Raw genomic sequence first — 16,528 nt, forward strand, 5'->3', positions numbered from 1 at the left:
TTTTCCAAATAATGAAAAGTATCTAAATCATTCAATTTTATAAATGAAACACTGCAATATGGTTGTTCTAGTTTTTTCATATGTTATCGTAAAGTTCCAGTTAACCTTTGGCATTTTCACACTCCTAATATTTTAGTTTGGAATATTCAAGTTTTGAAGATATCCCTCTGCTTGGCGTTTTTTTAGTATATCTCGAGCGAGTGGCCACATTTTTTCCCATTCAGGTTTAGACTCATATAATATTTTTAGTTTTTCCAAAATTTCTTGTTTTTCTGCAAAAGTCTTTGGCTTTTGTCCATAAGGAATTGCTTTTCGTAAGGCTTGATTAATACTACCTTCTTCAAGTCTTCCTCTATGCATTGCTTTTATTTGTCTATTGGCATCCCAACCTTCATTTATTTTATCTAAAGAAGCCTTGTTAGACGGCATTACAATTCCAGGTACGTCATCTAAAACACTTTCTGGTAAATCTAACTGACGTTGTATATACCTTTCAACAACATGATGAACGTCTACTGTTTCTCCATGTGTATTTGTAATGATATTGAAAATTTTATTGTAATTCGGATACTCGTCAATAGAAATCTTAGTCGGATAAGCATCCATCATTTTATCACTAGCATCTAAATATGTTCTTGCCCAATGGAGAGAATCTACATCATCTAAATTTTTGTTATTTGAAGCGAGGACTTCTTTAATTGTATCAAAGCGTTTTTTATCTAGATCAGCATCAGAAATCTCTAAAGTCTTTTTAGCCTCACGTAATTGTTCAATAAGTATTTCACATGGGCGCGTACCACTATTGTGAACCCAAACACCTGATTCACCCGCGAAGTAAGTGTGATAGTCTGTAACCTCAAAATTATATGTGGTGAAGCTTTCACCTTTAGGGGCATTTTCGGTTTCAATTTTTGCGAGGGTCGCAAATTCACCATTGGCTAAGCGGAAAACATCTCCGACTTCAAGTTTTTCAACAGGAATAAATTCTTGTTTAGCAACTACCCAGAAGGGGTGCTCACCTGTGCCGGAAATCAGCTCAGGATCTTCGTCATCGGACTCACCGCTGTTAATGGTGTAATAAAGGTGATAGAGAAGCGTTGGCTTTGTTACAAAGGTTTGAAGAACAGGTTTGTATGACTGATTCGTATTCTGCTCATCACGAGCGAGAACTATCATACCAGGCTTTATATCCTCTATATTAACTAAACCTTGTTGAGTATGAATTTTAGTGCCAGCTACAAAACACATTTTCTCACCCAGAAGTTTCTGAATGGTGATATAATCTTCCACTGTTTCCGCAATCTTGATACCACGAGCATTAGTTGTGAAAAATTTTGACTTCATTAAGACTTTTAAGAAGGGACTGTGGGGACAGGTATGGTAGACCCTTTAAGGGACTGTGGGGACAGGTATGGTAGACCCTTAAGGGACTGTGGGGACAGGTATGGTAGACCCTGAGATTGCGATGATCTCAACACGTCCAGGAATGCAAAAGATGGATCTATCCTTGTTCTATTTGGTGATGGTCACGTCGAACGCGTCCCGCATATCCGAACTCAAGAACAACTTAATGAGTGGTTAAAAGATCACTCCATTAAAACTGACAAGTAAGTCAATAAAACTCATTTAGTCACTTATAAAGGGAGCTCACGTGGCTCCCTTTTTTATTATTTACAAAAAGCTTACAGCTTGGAAGGTTTAAAATGAGTTTTTAGAATTAAGTTTTATGTGAATTAATTTCACGAGTCTCTATGCCCTTAAAAATCATCAGTATTTTTTCTTTCATCATTCTCATTCCGAGTCTGAGTATTTTTTATTTGGGCTCTCGCCTCAATGAATCTGAAGAAAGCATGCTAAGAGCACGCTACTACGCTGCTGAAGAAGAAAGACTTGAACTCGCCGTCAATCAATCGACCCTCATTTTGGAAAAGCTTGAAAAGGGTTTGCTGCCCTTGCTCAAGAAGACGGCTATGGATAATGAGTCCATCAATGAATTGAGTAGCTCGAGCATTTATATCAAACACCTCTTTATTTTGAACCCCAAGGGTAAAATCATTTATCCACTTTCATCTAGTGAAGCCCTGACGCCTCGAGAAGCTGATTTTTTAGAAAGAAACGATCATATTTTGCGAGATCCCCAAACTTATTCAAATAGCCAAGATAAATCCACTGGCTGGTATTCCTGGTATGCAGGTAAAAACTTAAATCTCATATTATGGACTCAAACAAGTGACCAATTCACTGTTGGTGTAGAACTCCATCATGATAGACTCATCAGTGAGATTATTAAAAACATCCCTGATAAACTTAGTGAAGAATCCTACCAACTCGTTTTAAGAAGTGCTGAATCACAGCTTTATCGTTCTTCGACGGAACCAAGCACTTACTCGAATATCTTAAAGGCTGAGCTGCCTGCCCCGCTCCAATCCTTTCAGTTTGCCTACCATTTTAATGAACCTGTTTTTATTTCTCCACTCAGGCAATACTTCCTTATTGGCTTTAGTTTATTAACTGCTTTAAGCCTTTCTGGTATTTGTTTCTTGCTCTATCGCGAACGTCGTAGAAACATTCTTGAGTCGACGCAACGAGTCAACTTTGCCAACCAAGTTAGCCACGAACTCAAGACTCCGCTCACCAACATTCGAATGTATGCTGAACTTTTACAAAACCGTTTAGACGATGAAGACCCCAAAGTAATGAAACGGCTCAATGTCATCATCACTGAATCACATCGGCTCTCTCGGATGATTAATAACGTCCTCAATTTTGCAAAATGGGAGAAAGGCAAAATTTTTATTAAAACTGATGAAGTTATTCCCGACCAAATTTGTACTGATACACTAAGTAAATTTGATTTAGCGTTCCATAAGAAAAAATTGACGATTAATAGCCACCTCAACGCAAGTAAAAGCATCCTTGCCGATCCCGATTTATTCACCCAAATCATGGGTAATCTTTTTAGTAATATAGAAAAATATGTACCAGACAATTGCACTATTGACATAAGTTCACTACAAACCGAAAAACAAACCGAAATCATTGTTCAAGATAATGGTCATGGGATCCCTAAAAAACACCACGGTAAAATTTTCCAATCATTTTACCGAATTTCTAATCAAATGTCCGACGGAGTTACCGGAACAGGGATTGGCTTAGCTATTGCCCGCGATTTTGCTCGTGCACATGGTGGTGAACTCGAACTCATACCTTCACAAGAAGGCGCCTGCTTTAAATTAACTTTACCCAACTTAGGAAACATTTCATGAAAGTACTTATTGCCGAAGATGACATACTCATCCGCGAAGGCCTTGTCGATATCTTTGAAGACGAAGGCTACCAAATTGCGGAAGCCGCAAATGGCCGTGAAGCCCTCGATCTTTACCACAATGAAAAACCCGACTTTATCTGTCTAGATATTATGATGCCAGAAATCAATGGTTACGATGTCTGTCGCGAAATTCGCAAAGTTGATTCAGATATACCCGTCATCTTCCTTAGTGCCAAGTCGCAAGAAGAAGATAAACTCCAGGGCTTTGAATTGGGTGCTGATGATTACATAACAAAACCCTTTGGGATTAAAGAAGTCATTGCACGCGTTAGAGCGGTAACGAGACGCTGTCTTAAGTCCACTAGTACAACACAAAGAACCTTCTCTATGGCTGACCTAACAATCAATCCTAAGGGCTTAAGCTGTACACGTGAAGAGCACGTGATTGAATTAGGTTTGAGAGATATAAAAATCCTTGAACACCTTTATAAGCACGCAAACGAAGCCGTATCACGCCAGCAGCTCTTTCAATCCTGTTGGGAAATGGAGTTCACGGGTAATACACGCTCCATTGACCAAAAAATATCACAACTACGTAAACTCGTTGAACTCGATCCGCAATCACCTCAAATCATCCAAACGGCTCATGGTGTGGGCTATATTTACAAAGCTTAATTTTTTGCATTTAGTTTAAATACTTTATAAGATAATTGATATTCTTTGGTATCGATCTTTTTAGCTTGAAGAAGAATGATCTTATTGGGCTCGGCATGAGATCGTAATAGGTATTTGAGAGGTTTAACTACACTCACGCCCATCTCATGACCTTTTTTAAGTGATTTATGAGATGTATAATGATCTTTCAATTGATAGTTATCGAAATCTTCTGAGTGCTTGATTGGATAGTACAGGAATGAGGATTTTCCGGGCTTGATCCTCAAACTCGCAACTTTATTGGGGCCATTATCAACAAAGCGACAAGCTACTCCACTTGCGCTTAATTTAGTGTAAGGATGATCCTGATCAAAAGGGTTGTGGCTGAAAGACTTAATCTGGGATTTACTAACTTGCCATTGGCTCAAGTTAAAGTTTTCCAAGCTATCATGGATTTTTTCTAATTTTGAGCTCGCAATATTATTGTCACTAGCAATGATTTTTTGAAGCTCTGGACTATTTAAAGCCTCTTCAGATAAGCCCCATTTCATTGAGCTATAATTCCATTCTAGCTTATACATAATTTTTTTAATTTGTCCGAGAGTATTGAGCTTTAGGTTCTTGGTACTTTCATTAAATATTTTCATAAGCTCAGAAGTGGAAAGGTATGATTTGTGCGATAATGGCAATTGACTTGAATCAATCAATAAGCGTAAACCATCAATTTCACCCGATTGAAAAGCTGTTTGTGCCATGAGTTACGGTAAGTTTGATGGAAAGAATTTTCCTCTTTCGCTTTATGCAGAATTAAAGCCTTGCGTAAAACTAAACGAAATTCTTTTTTATTCTCAATAGTCGCATTTTGTAGATCCTTTCGTACTCTAGCTAAGTTTTGTGCATAATTGCTACTGAGTCTAAGGCATTGAACATAAACTTCAGGATACAGTTGTCTTAATTTGTGCTCTAATATACGTAGAGGAACTCGAAGAAGGTCACCACCAAAGACCCATGCATTTACTTGAAGTATTTGAGCTGCTTTAGCAGGCTTTGCTTTGAGGGCGACCTCAAAATATTGAAAATCTCTTTTAAAAGCTTCTAACAAAACTCCAGCATATTTAGGCTGAGCCATTTTTTCTAACAAAGTTTCTGCAATGAATTCTTGACGCCATGTCCGCTTATCATTGTCTAGGAGTGTAATCATTAGAGGGATTGTCTTGGCTCCAAATTTACCAATAAATTCTTGCCCACCATTATCCATAACGCGACTCGAGTTCAGTGATCTTCTAAAATAGATCGCTGCGTATATTTTATTGAAAATTTGCTTTTGTTCCGGATTAAGATGATCAAGGCAAGTGACTTTTTCCCCGTTTGGGAGATAATCATTTACAGTATATCTCGGTTCCGTTTTCCATAAGCTAGGTAAATGATTCGCTTGTGGAACCGTCTCGAGGTACAAGATTTTTTCATGGACAAGTTTTTCGATATTTGAGATAAAACAGTAAGATTGCTTTTTTTTCCATAGCTTCTTTTGTAAGTCTCGGTACAAGCCTAGAGCAATTAGACTTTCCCCCTGACGCCTTTTGAGCTCTATACTCATATACTCAAGGCCCCTATCGAAACTGTACTGCCACGTTTCATCCCTTTGTTTATTTTTACTTAGATCAAGGATAAGTTCCTCTGCAAAAACAAAGTCCCGTTGATCAAGGGCATCTTTGTATAAGCTATAGACCATAGAGGGGCGATTCCAATAATTTTTATTTCGAGATAGATAGGCTTTTTTCTCGAATTTATATAGGTCTACACGCGACAAGCTTTTTTCTTTTAGTTGCTTCAAAGTAGAAAAATAGTTTGTGTTACCATTATCGCGGGAGCGCATAATTAAGCTTTCCGCGTCCTCATATTTTCCCATAACTGCAAGTAGCTTGACTTGTTGACTTAAATTTAATCTTGGAAGCAAAGCTAAGGCTTTTGACTGGAATTCTGATTTGATCTGGTAATTAACACGAACGGTTAAATGACTAAAAGCTTTGAGGAAAGATTCAAAACGTTGGTGTTGCCATTTAGGCTTTTCCTTCATTGCTATAGATTTCAGGTAAAGCTCCACATATTTCTCACAAAGTAAGTAGCTCTTTGCATTAAAAGTTCGTGGAATAACAGGCCATTCACTTAGTTCTGCTTTTTTCAATAAATAATCACGCTGGATACGAGTTTCATGAAAACTGATTTTTTGTGGATTGATATACCAGGCATAAAAATCAGTCTTAGATTTTTTATAGTATTGGACGCCTGAGTTAAGTACGGCAACAATAAATTCCTTGATATAAACTTGGCGAAAACGCTTTTTATAATTGGCTAAGTGTTGCTGGATGTTCTGATCTTGTGGGCGTTTAAGCTTTTGATCACAAATTGAAAGCATTTCATATAAAGAAGCTAAGAAATGAGCACCTTTTGTGGAACCTTCAAAATCATGCTGTTCTAAATATTTTTCTGCGACTAAAAATGTCTCTTTCGCCTTTAACCATTGCTGTTTTTTAAATAAGTCGAAAGCTCGGTTATATGTCAAAGAAAATTTCATAACTAAAGGAATGTCGAGTTTAATTTTTTTAACATCCTCCATATAGGAGTGATACTTTGATTCCCTGTGCCGGAGGTAACCTTTCCCCATATGGTAAAAAATATTTCTTCTAATTTCGTCAGCTTCAGAAAGAGTTGAATTTAATTGGTATTTTTATAGAGATATTCACTTTTATAATAAAAGGCCAAATCACTCTCGACTCGAAATAATTCACTCCACAACTTGTCATGATGGGATCCAAACTCATCTGAAAAATGTTTAATTAAAATGTATAAATTCTTCTCTTTATTAAGGCCTTGAGATAGATCCTTGAAGATATCAGCAAGAAACTCCTTTTTATTGCGGTAAGAACCCTTAATATGCGACTCTTTTGATGAGTTGTCCTTTATGTCATTTTTACTTGATTGAGCTTTATTTTGGAGGATTTCGATGAGCTTGGAAAAATTGTCTTGACGAAGCGAACTATAGTCCATGTAAAGGAGTTTTTTTCCATCTCTAGAGCGATTGATTTGCACCATTATATTTTGATTTTTTTTACTCAGGTAAATTATGTATGAGCTCCCGTAATGAAAGATTTTACGATGTTGAGCACTCAACATCCCCCACTTAGACAAATCGTTTTCCTGTTCTCGTTTTTCTGCTCTTTTTGAGCTAATAACTTGATAATTATGCTTCTTTAAAAGCTGATAGAGTTCTTTTAAGTCATGACTAGAAATTTCTTTTGAAGCGTTGACAACTATGCCCTTAAAATTCTCGTCTGCGACTTGAGAGTTCTTTAGACTTTCTACAGAGAGTAATTTCATATAGGCTTCTGCGAGCGAAGGCATATCATATTTTTTGAAAAAATTAATAAGCCAGTAATAAGGCAATTCAAAACTTGGGGCATTTTGAGTCAAATAAATAAATTCAGCTATACCCTCACCTTCACGCCCTTCTTGTATTAATTGAGCTGCACGGTAATAAGTCATCAAACTCAGAGCATTGACACCATGAAATAACTCATTTGTTTTTTGCTGTGAATCAGTTTTTTCTTGATCCCCTAATTTATTAATGAGATGACCAATAATTCGGGATTGATTTTCAACTTCAGTAGCTAAGTTATCTTTGTCGGCATAATGCTTCTGAAAAGAATGTAACTGAGTAGCTGTACGAGAACGACTAAGCGATATTTTTAAGAAAAAACCTTTAGAATCAGTAACAACAGATCCATTAATAATAAACTCAGTACCTCTCCATTTGCCTTTGCGAATATCCGATTTTGCAATCTCCGCATCAGCAATCGAGAGCTCGTTGATCATCGAGTCTAATTGTCCACGATGAACAACTTCAACGCCCTGCTCTTGTAGATAAAAGCTCATGAGATCTGCAGCGCCCATAGACCAGAGGTCCTGTGAGTCTTCAGAGCTGTGGTCGACGAGGACGGTTTGCGCTAATCCACTAAAAGAGACGAAAAATAAAAAAATGAGAAATCTCAACTATTTGTCCTGTTTTTTATTTGGAAGTGATTTTTTTCTAATTCACATAAACGACAGTTGACTATGCAAGTAGTGTCATAAGTTTGTAGTGCATCTTTTTCTAAGACCTGCCCTTTAATTTTCATCCCTTTAATTTTCATCCCTTTAATTTTCATCCCTTTAATTTTTTCGCTTTAATTTTCCGTTAGGTAGGTATTAGTTCCACATAAGGTAAACAGAAAAACGTACCGACGTTTTTAGCGGTGATACGTTTAAATCTTCAGGCGGTTATAATTAAAGGACAGGAGGACTTAATCAACAGTAGCTATGTTGATTTTAGATAGTCCTTCTAAGTCAATGCATTTAACGAGTAGTGGAATAAGCGTATTTTCAGTCTGATATAACTTGTCTTCAGAGTAAAAATAAATCAAAAAGTTTCCTGTCCAGAACCAAACATAATTATGAGATTTTTTCCGTGAAGGGTGTTTAAGAATTTTTATAGGGTATTTACCAAGTAGTAATTTTTCACTCGAATTAGAGATTCGTTCTTCATTTGATCGCATGCGGACATGAGCCACAGCAATTTTTTTTCCATTTTGATCATACCACGAATTATATATAAAAGCTTTATCAATTTGAGGCTTAATTTTAGCAGATTTGGCATTGGTAGTGGAGGTGAAATATTTTTCTAAACGACTTTTTAATAGATTATTATGAGTAAGAATTTCGGTTTTAACAGCAGCGATTTTTTTATTATTGGGCTCAACGATCTTATCAATTTCTTCTTTGATTTGAATCTCTTTTTTTTGCAGTGTCGCTACAAATATATCCCTTGATTTTTCAGCTTGAATAGTGCCAAGCTCTTTTTTGAATTGATGTTTTTGACGCTCTTTTATAACGGTACTTGAATTACCGACTTTTATTGAGAAATCCAGTTGTTTTAATGACTCTTCTGTCATTGGTGTTGTTATGCTTATGTAGTGAATAGCATTACTTATTTCCTGTCTTTCTTTAGGCAAAGGACCAAGGAGCTCTCTATTCCTTTCCTTAAGGGCATTTATCGTCGTGTAAGCTTTCAAGGAATTTGAGCAAAGCTTACTCAGTTCTTTCAACTGGCTTTTAGAAGCAGTACTATTCTGTGTGTTACAGTAGCCGGTCATTGCAAATGCAATAACATTTAAACATAAGAAATATAATTTCAATTTATTCCTCCTTTTTTATTTTAGATTTAAAACTGACGAAAGTATACATAATAAATAGTTTGTTCGCTACGCCTCAATTGTAACATATATGTAATAACTGTATTCTTGTGATTAAAAATCAGCTACCCCCGTTTTTCCAACTAAAAGTCTGTAATTGCTCCAACAAATGCCATTTATATTGACGTTTCAAAATCACCTGTTCCTATCTCCCCGCAACTCAGAAAACTCATTGAACTCGACCCTCAATCACCGCAAATTATCCAAAGCGCTCATGGTGTAGGCTACATTAATAAGCTTTAAATCATTTAGAGAAATTCTAAGTCAACGTTTTAATACATACTCAAGATCTTTGATTTGATAATTAATTATATATTTTCTAAAATTCGAATAGAGGGATTTTTCAGGAAAAGCCCAAGCATTATTTACTAAAATTTCAGTTGCTTTTTCAGGAGCTAATTTAAAAGCAGCATCTGCATAGCGCCAATCATTAGAATAATAATGAAATATTTCTTTTTGATTATTTTTAACTGCCAGGTGCATGATAATACTTCTTATTAAATCGGTTTCTTTTTTTGTCGGAGTACTATTATAAAATCTGTAAATTTCGGCTAGCAAAAAATTTTCATCAAAATCACCAACAAACGATTTCAGGTCTGCGGTGGAAACCTCCACACTATTTTGGAAAAAATACTTTAGATATAATTTTTTGAACTCCTTTTTTACGTCTGCTCTTAATACGTCACTTGCTGATTTAGGTGCCCCCCCATAATAAGGGGGATTTGAACTCCCTCTGTACCACATAGGCCATTTTGCTGCTCTATAGTTATTATTTTCCAGTGAATTTATTTTATTGATCAAACGCTCTATTTTCACTTTCAACTCATCACCTCCAACCCTTTTGCCCCATGAAGGCATATAAGACTTACCAATACACTTTTTATTAGCGTCTTTAAGGAGAAATAATGCTGTAATAAAATCAGCTTCTAGGTATTTAAGCTTGGCTTCCAAATACATTAATACAGTTTTTCTTCGTTCATCTAAATTCTTTGATTTTAGAAAATTTATTAAATTAGAAGCGACTGCCAACTCTGAACTTGAAAGAGCTTCTCGTATTAAACCAAAGACATCAAAACTATCGAATACTTCTTTAGAAATTTCCTTTATATAGAATTGGCTTATTTCATGAATATATATTTTTTGCGAGAGAACTCGGTAATCAAAATAAACCAGTTGATTATACATGAGTTTTTGATCGCTTATGTAATAGGCTAAAATATGATCTTTTGCTTTTTTATATTCGCCTAAAACCAGTAATAAATCAACGGTTATTGTGTTGTTCAAGCTTAAAGCATAGTCTACACATTTATTATGTAATTCTTGTCCCATTGGCTTGCTTGGCTCATTAATATAAAAGGATATAGCATCTCTTAATTTATAAATTTTTTGTGATGTCATTTTTTCACCACTATTTACCCTATCTAGATAAACATTAATAAAATCCTTTGCTATTAACCAAGTTTTTTCATTTGGCTTAGAAGGAAGAATAGGAAGTTCTAGCTTTTCTCCATAGAGAATATATGACCATTTATTTACTTTAGTAATTGAACCATCATCAGCTAATTCATCTCTGGGTCTAAATGACCTATAATAACCAAGTGTCGATTTCCATCCTTTTTCATATCTTGGAAAAAATAATTGAAATAGTTGTGCATTATTATTTTGATGATCTACAACTCGTTGCTTATATAAGGGTAACTCATTATGATTTAATTTTTTTGCACAGTACCATATCCAATAATCAGTACTTTCTAATAAATACTTAAATCTTGTTTGATTAAGTTTGGGGTATATTTTTTTAAGCTGATCTATTCTTGGCCTTAAATTTAAAAAGCCCTTCAAAGCTTTTATATTATCCTTATCAATCAATAATGATGCATTGTTAAAACTATTGCACAATTCAAGTATAGAGCTTTTGTTACTCAATGATAATTGTTCGCATTCTTGTACGAAAGCCTCTATTTTGGGTCGAAGACCGCGTGTTGTAAATACAATTTCATCGAAAAGCTTTTCAACTTTAAAAAAAATGCGCTGATCAGATTTGCACTGCTTGAGAATTTCCTCATATAAACTTTCCCGAACAGATTTCTTTTGTTGATATAATGACGTATTATTTCTTTTATATCTAACGTTAATATTATGAAATCTTTCGATAAAACTATGGAGCCATAGCTCTAAAACTACCTGAGTATTTGAGTACTTTTCAATATAACGAAATAAATAATTATAAAAATCAGTACGTTTTTTAAATATACTACTGCTTAATTTTCGCCCTAAATAAACTTCTTTATTATCAATGTTAATTGTATCAGGTTTATTAGTATTTAAATCATCTAAAGATTTGTAGAGTTGATTAAGAGCCCTCTTAAAATCCTTAGTTTGAATTGTTTTTATGTTTTCACTATTAGAAGAATTAATTAATGAAATTTTATAATCATTAGATTCATCTCTACTGTAAACCAGAATGTAAGCACAGGAAAACTGATCAACTTTGGATAATATGTTTTTATTTACAACATATCCCCATTTTGAAAGATCCTGCTCTCTATCAAAAACATTTAATGTTTCCGGCTCTACAAGAGTTAACTTATGTTCATTCAATACATTCTGAAGTGCTTTCAATTCAGAAAATAAAATTTTTCCATTGGTTTTAAAATAAACCCTTCTACTAGACGGGCTGGATTTGTCACTCTTTTTATTTTTAATATTGACTAAGTCTCTCAAACACGAAGCCAATGAGCTTAAGTTATTATTTTCAAAAAAAGTCGCTAGCCACAAATATGGAGGTTTAAAATTAGGCTGTGTTTCCATTAAGTGATACATTGAAGATAAGCCTAAAGCTTGATCCTTGTCAGATAAAATCAGGTTGACAGAATAATAGTAATGATATAAAACAGAAGCATTCACTCCGCTAAAAAGGTGGTCACTATCGAGTCGATTTAAAGGCTTCTTTTTATTATCCAAATTTTGTATCACCCTAGCAAATTGTCTCGCTTGATTCTCGATTTCTAAAGCAAGTTCATCTTCGTTTTTAAATGTATTTACATAACTTTTGACAATCTTCCCATTTTGGATATTTGATATTTTCAAACTGAGCTTCAAACCACTTTCAAAGCCTATAACTTGTCCTGAAACAACATATTCAGCACCTTTCCATTTGCCTTTGCGAATATCGGATTTTGCGAGCTCCGCATCGGCAATGGAAAGCTCGTTAATCATCGAGTCTAATTGTCCACGATGAACAACTTCAACGCCCTGCTCTTGCAGATAAAAGCTCATCACATCTGCAGCGCCCATAGACCAGAGATCGTCTTTATTATCTGAACTATGATCAACGAGGACCGTTTGACTAAAAGCTACTAATGAGAAAAAAAAGACTAGTAGGAAGGGGTAAAACCTCAATTTTTCACCTCATAGAAAAATGTTCTTATTTTAAGTTTTAAAACCCCATCTTTGAGACTAATTACTTTTAACAGGAAGATTTTATTTTGGCTTTTGTGCCGAAGTAAAAAACAGTCTCCACTTGAAACTTTAAACTGTGTCTGATTACGTTTCCTATTTAAATCTTTTTGAATAAAATTAATATTCTTTAATTGCTTGAATTCAAAGGTATCAAAATCATTGATTTTATTTTCTGTAGAAATAAACCATTCCATTGTGTCTGCTAATTCCCAAGTACTCTTACTACCTCCCTTCCAATACACAGCGTCGTTGTGGATTAACTTTAATGAACCCCATTCGCCATTTTTATATGGAAAAGTAAAGGATTTATTTTCAAGTTCTTTAAACAAAAAACCTGAAGTAATAAATAAGTTCTGATCTGAATTAGATTTTTTTACAATTACTTGTAAGGCAGGACTAAGTTCTTGAAAATTTATGATCCATTTATTTTTTTTAGAATCCCAACTTATTTTATCCTTTATTAGTTGGAAAGTTTTCACATCTGGAACGGAAAAACCTTCAAATTTTGAATTTACAAATCTCGTTAATTCAAGCTGTGAATAATAGGCGTGATGGCCTTTAGATAGCTGATTATAAAATAATAAATTTTCAATTCCTTCACGGTAACCATAAGAAAAAGCTAATTCAGCTAAACTCCAAGGGCTATAACTGTAATCGGTTAAATCAATGCTATTACTAATATTTAATAAAGCTAAGGATAAAGCCTTTTTATAAGAGTCTTCAGGCACCTGATTTTTTAATTTTTGGAATATATCATCTGATCCTACTGGCTTAAAAACTGCTTTTGATAACATGAGCGGATACAGTGCTTTAATTTTATAATGCATAATGCAGATGTCTAGCATCCCCCCTGAATTTAAACCACCAAGAGCCCAATAATTATGCTTAAATATTTCTATAGCTTTATTTTTATCGGCTAATATAGCCGAACGAGAAACAGCTTGATGTTTATAAAAAGCATTTATGACCATATCTTGAGTAGATGAAGACGAAGTTGAGTTGGACAAAATAACTAAAATTGACGTAGCAATCTTTTTTTGATAACTCATAGACTTATATTTAAAAAACTTTAGAACTTGTTTAAAAACTTTTCTCTCGCCATACTTTTCAATAAGAGATATAATTTCTTTTTTAACATTTTTTGAATTATATGCTTTAGAAAAATAGTAAGGCTTGGCTATTTCGATAAAATCTTTTTTGAAATCTGGGTCCAAAAACAGCTCTACATTAGGAGGTAGAGAAAATAAGAAATACTGGATATAGTCATCATGCAATCTTATGCTATCCCATGAAATACTATAAGATTCTTTTTGAGTTAAAGTTTCTATGAAGTGAATTTTTTTATTCAAGTATTGGCGAATAGTATGGCTAAATATTTTTGTTGAACTTTTCTCCCAGTTTTGCTTCCTGTACTCTTTAAACAAAAGTAATGCCTCTAAAACTTCACCTTCTAAATACATAAGTTCAGCTTTATAAAGTTTAGTCATTAATCTACTCTCATCAGAATTGTCATTCACAGATTTGTAGTCTAGAAGTTTCTTTAATTCATCCAACAATAAATAGTCAAAACATTCTTCTATTATAAACCTCGATATTTTTGATCGATTCTCTTCCTTCATATAATATTTAGCTTCTACACGCATTGCCTCCAGGCATGTAAGCTTGCTTTTTGCTATATGCATTAAGTAATATGCTTTCTTTGTGTCGGGTAAATCAGATGATAAAATAGTTTTTCTAGCGAAGTCATGTTGACCCAGTAAACACAAAACTGAAGTATAACGTCTCGAAATAGCTTGTTTATAACTTTGCTTACATAAGGCTAAGACTTGCTCAGGAACTTGTTCAAAAGGATTTAAATGTAAATGAGAAACAGCACTTAAAAAACACATGGTTTCGTTATGTTTAGAAGATACTAGTTGCTTGCTATTAACCAAAGACTTAAATAAAGCGATAGCTATGTGGCACTTCTCAACAACATCCTTACTAGGGGTTAGGGTATTAAACTTAGGCCATGGTTTGTCTTTTAAAAGGTTTTTATCTACAGATAGAAAATGTGTATACCGCCACCCACGTGTTATTGGAATTTCTTTCCATAAGCCTTTTAAATCTTTTTTGAAGCCGTATTCCCATGCTGGAACTATTATATGGCTAATTGTTGTTCTCCAGTTTGCCTGGTCATGTTGACATCTCTTACGTAAAACATCCTTGAGCTTGTGGTTTAGCTTAACTGCACATTGCCAACTCCAGTAATTCAAACTGGGCTTTATATGCGTTCTTTTTTCTGTAGAACTAAAAGAATACTTACTTAAATTTTGCTCTAAATTTGAAAATAAAGCAAATGCTTGCGTAAAATTATTTTTATAGAATTCTTTTACAGCAAGGGCATATTGATAGGTAAATTCAAAGTCATGTAAATGTTTTGCAAGTTTTTTGTATTCATTTATGAGACGAACTGACTTAGCACTCTGGTATGCCTCTGTATAGTTAAATTTTTGTGTGTTGTCTCCTATCAAACTAAAACTTTCTTCATTCTGCCATTCGCGTGTTTGAATCCAAAAAGGTTTGTTTATTTCATTAGATAAGCCAATGAGTTCAGGCCATAAAGCATTTCTTAAGTGTTTAGTTTTATGAAAACTCATTAAGCGCCAAAGGGTAAGGTCACGATTTTTGTTGGATTTTAAGCGCTTAATTAAATCTAACATGAGCTCTTCTTCTCCCCATGAATGACCTATTTTTTCAACATCAGAGGAGTTTATTTTTCCTAAGGTATTTAAAGAGTTACTACTTTTGTTAAAATCAAATTTTCGTAATTCTTCAATAACTTGCTTCATACTCAAATCCTCAAATACCTTAAGAGTCTCATTGTTTCGAGATGTATAAATAGAGCATCTAAATTTTTCATGAGATACATTATTTATTTTGATAATATAAGAAGATAAATAAGTCTTAAGTCTAGGTAGTTCACTATCATTTATGTACTTCCAACGTTTTAAATCTTTTTCTAAATCGAAGCTCATTATCGACTCAGTAGAAAGAACGGAGAGATCTTTATCTTTAAGTGTTTTCAAAAGACCAGATAAATCTATGTCTTTACTTTGATCAGTTAAAAGAAAAATCTTTTTCTGATCAGCTTTGATCTGATTAAAATAAGATAAATCTATGGGCAGTTTACTGCGTAAAGATTTTTCTATTTTCTTATATTCATATTTAGAAAAGAAAGAAGCTAACCAATAATAAGGCAACTCAAATTCTGGGGCATTATAAGTCAAATAAATAAGGTCTCTAATACCTTTATTTTCTTCACCTGACTGAATACGTTTAATAGCTTCATAATATGAGTAAAGATTTTTTGCCTCTAAGCCAATGAAAGTTGATTTTGGGGCAGTACTCAACTCTGTTCCTTGATTGCCTTTCATCAATCGCAAGCACTTTCGTGCGTAACTTTCGACCTCTATAGCTAAGTCGTCTTTTTTCTCAAATGTCTTAATTAGCTGATCAATCAGTTTAGCATTTTTAAGTTCAGTTAAAGAGATTTTTAAAGTCCATTGCTCACCTGTTTTTGCAAGAGTCCCCTGGATTAAAAACTGGGCACCCTTCCATTTGCCTTTGTGAATGTCGGATTTTGCGATCTCCGCATCGGCAATGGAAAGCTCGTTGATCATCGAACTCAGTTGATCACGATGAACGACTTCTACCCCCTGCTCTTGCAGATAAAAGTTCATCAGGTCTGCTGCCCCCATGGACCAAAGGTCGTCTTTTTCATCCGAACTATGATCAACGAGGACCGTTTGTGCTGTCAGCGTACTACACAAGAACAGCAAAAGACTAATAAAAGATTTCATGTTTCCCTCAATGT

General features: G+C 34.4%; 9 protein-coding genes. 2 read left to right on the plus strand and 7 right to left on the minus strand.

Features of this window, described 5'->3' with window-relative positions; genetic code table 11:
• Nucleotides 1-132: 132 nt before the first annotated feature.
• Nucleotides 133-1,344, minus strand: a complete 1,212-nt coding sequence (locus tag LNTAR_RS14295; RefSeq protein WP_007279430.1) for a polymorphic toxin-type HINT domain-containing protein — start codon at nucleotides 1,342-1,344, stop codon at nucleotides 133-135.
• 407 nt (nucleotides 1,345-1,751) lie between these two features.
• On the opposite strand from LNTAR_RS14295, the gene LNTAR_RS14300 reads away from it, so the two are divergent.
• On the plus strand, nucleotides 1,752-3,266 hold the full coding sequence (locus tag LNTAR_RS14300) for a sensor histidine kinase (protein WP_007279431.1): 1,515 nt from the start codon (nucleotides 1,752-1,754) through the stop codon (nucleotides 3,264-3,266).
• Complete coding sequence (locus LNTAR_RS14305; RefSeq protein WP_007279432.1) at nucleotides 3,263-3,943, plus strand: response regulator transcription factor; 681 nt, start codon at nucleotides 3,263-3,265, stop codon at nucleotides 3,941-3,943. The genes LNTAR_RS14300 and LNTAR_RS14305 overlap by 4 nt, the downstream gene beginning before the upstream one ends.
• Here LNTAR_RS14305 and LNTAR_RS14310 read toward each other — a convergent pair.
• The 6 genes from LNTAR_RS14310 to LNTAR_RS14335 all read right to left on the minus strand — a co-directional run bounded on the left by LNTAR_RS14310 (nucleotide 3,940) and on the right by LNTAR_RS14335 (nucleotide 16,514).
• Nucleotides 3,940-4,677, minus strand: coding sequence for a hypothetical protein (locus LNTAR_RS14310; protein ID WP_007279433.1), 738 nt, complete (start codon nucleotides 4,675-4,677; stop codon nucleotides 3,940-3,942). The two genes, LNTAR_RS14305 and LNTAR_RS14310, sit on opposite strands and share 4 nt — an antisense overlap.
• A complete protein-coding gene (locus LNTAR_RS14315; RefSeq protein WP_162026405.1) occupies nucleotides 4,626-6,497 on the minus strand; it encodes a hypothetical protein in 1,872 nt (623 codons plus the stop codon). The genes LNTAR_RS14310 and LNTAR_RS14315 overlap by 52 nt, the downstream gene beginning before the upstream one ends.
• Before the next feature lie 140 nt (nucleotides 6,498-6,637).
• Nucleotides 6,638-7,972 (minus strand): hypothetical protein, encoded by a 1,335-nt coding sequence (locus tag LNTAR_RS14320; RefSeq protein WP_007279435.1) that lies wholly within the window; start codon nucleotides 7,970-7,972, stop codon nucleotides 6,638-6,640.
• 290 nt (nucleotides 7,973-8,262) lie between these two features.
• On the minus strand, nucleotides 8,263-9,153 hold the full coding sequence (locus tag LNTAR_RS14325; RefSeq protein WP_007279437.1) for a hypothetical protein: 891 nt from the start codon (nucleotides 9,151-9,153) through the stop codon (nucleotides 8,263-8,265).
• A gap of 321 nt (nucleotides 9,154-9,474) precedes the next feature.
• Nucleotides 9,475-12,507, minus strand: a complete 3,033-nt coding sequence (locus LNTAR_RS14330) for a hypothetical protein (protein ID WP_157473603.1) — start codon at nucleotides 12,505-12,507, stop codon at nucleotides 9,475-9,477.
• A gap of 101 nt (nucleotides 12,508-12,608) precedes the next feature.
• A complete protein-coding gene (locus tag LNTAR_RS14335) occupies nucleotides 12,609-16,514 on the minus strand; it encodes a hypothetical protein (protein ID WP_007279439.1) in 3,906 nt (1,301 codons plus the stop codon).
• Between the last annotated feature and the right edge of the window lie 14 nt (nucleotides 16,515-16,528).

The sequence above is a fragment of the Lentisphaera araneosa HTCC2155 genome, assembly GCF_000170755.1.
Classification (GTDB): Bacteria; Verrucomicrobiota; Lentisphaeria; order Lentisphaerales; family Lentisphaeraceae; genus Lentisphaera; species Lentisphaera araneosa.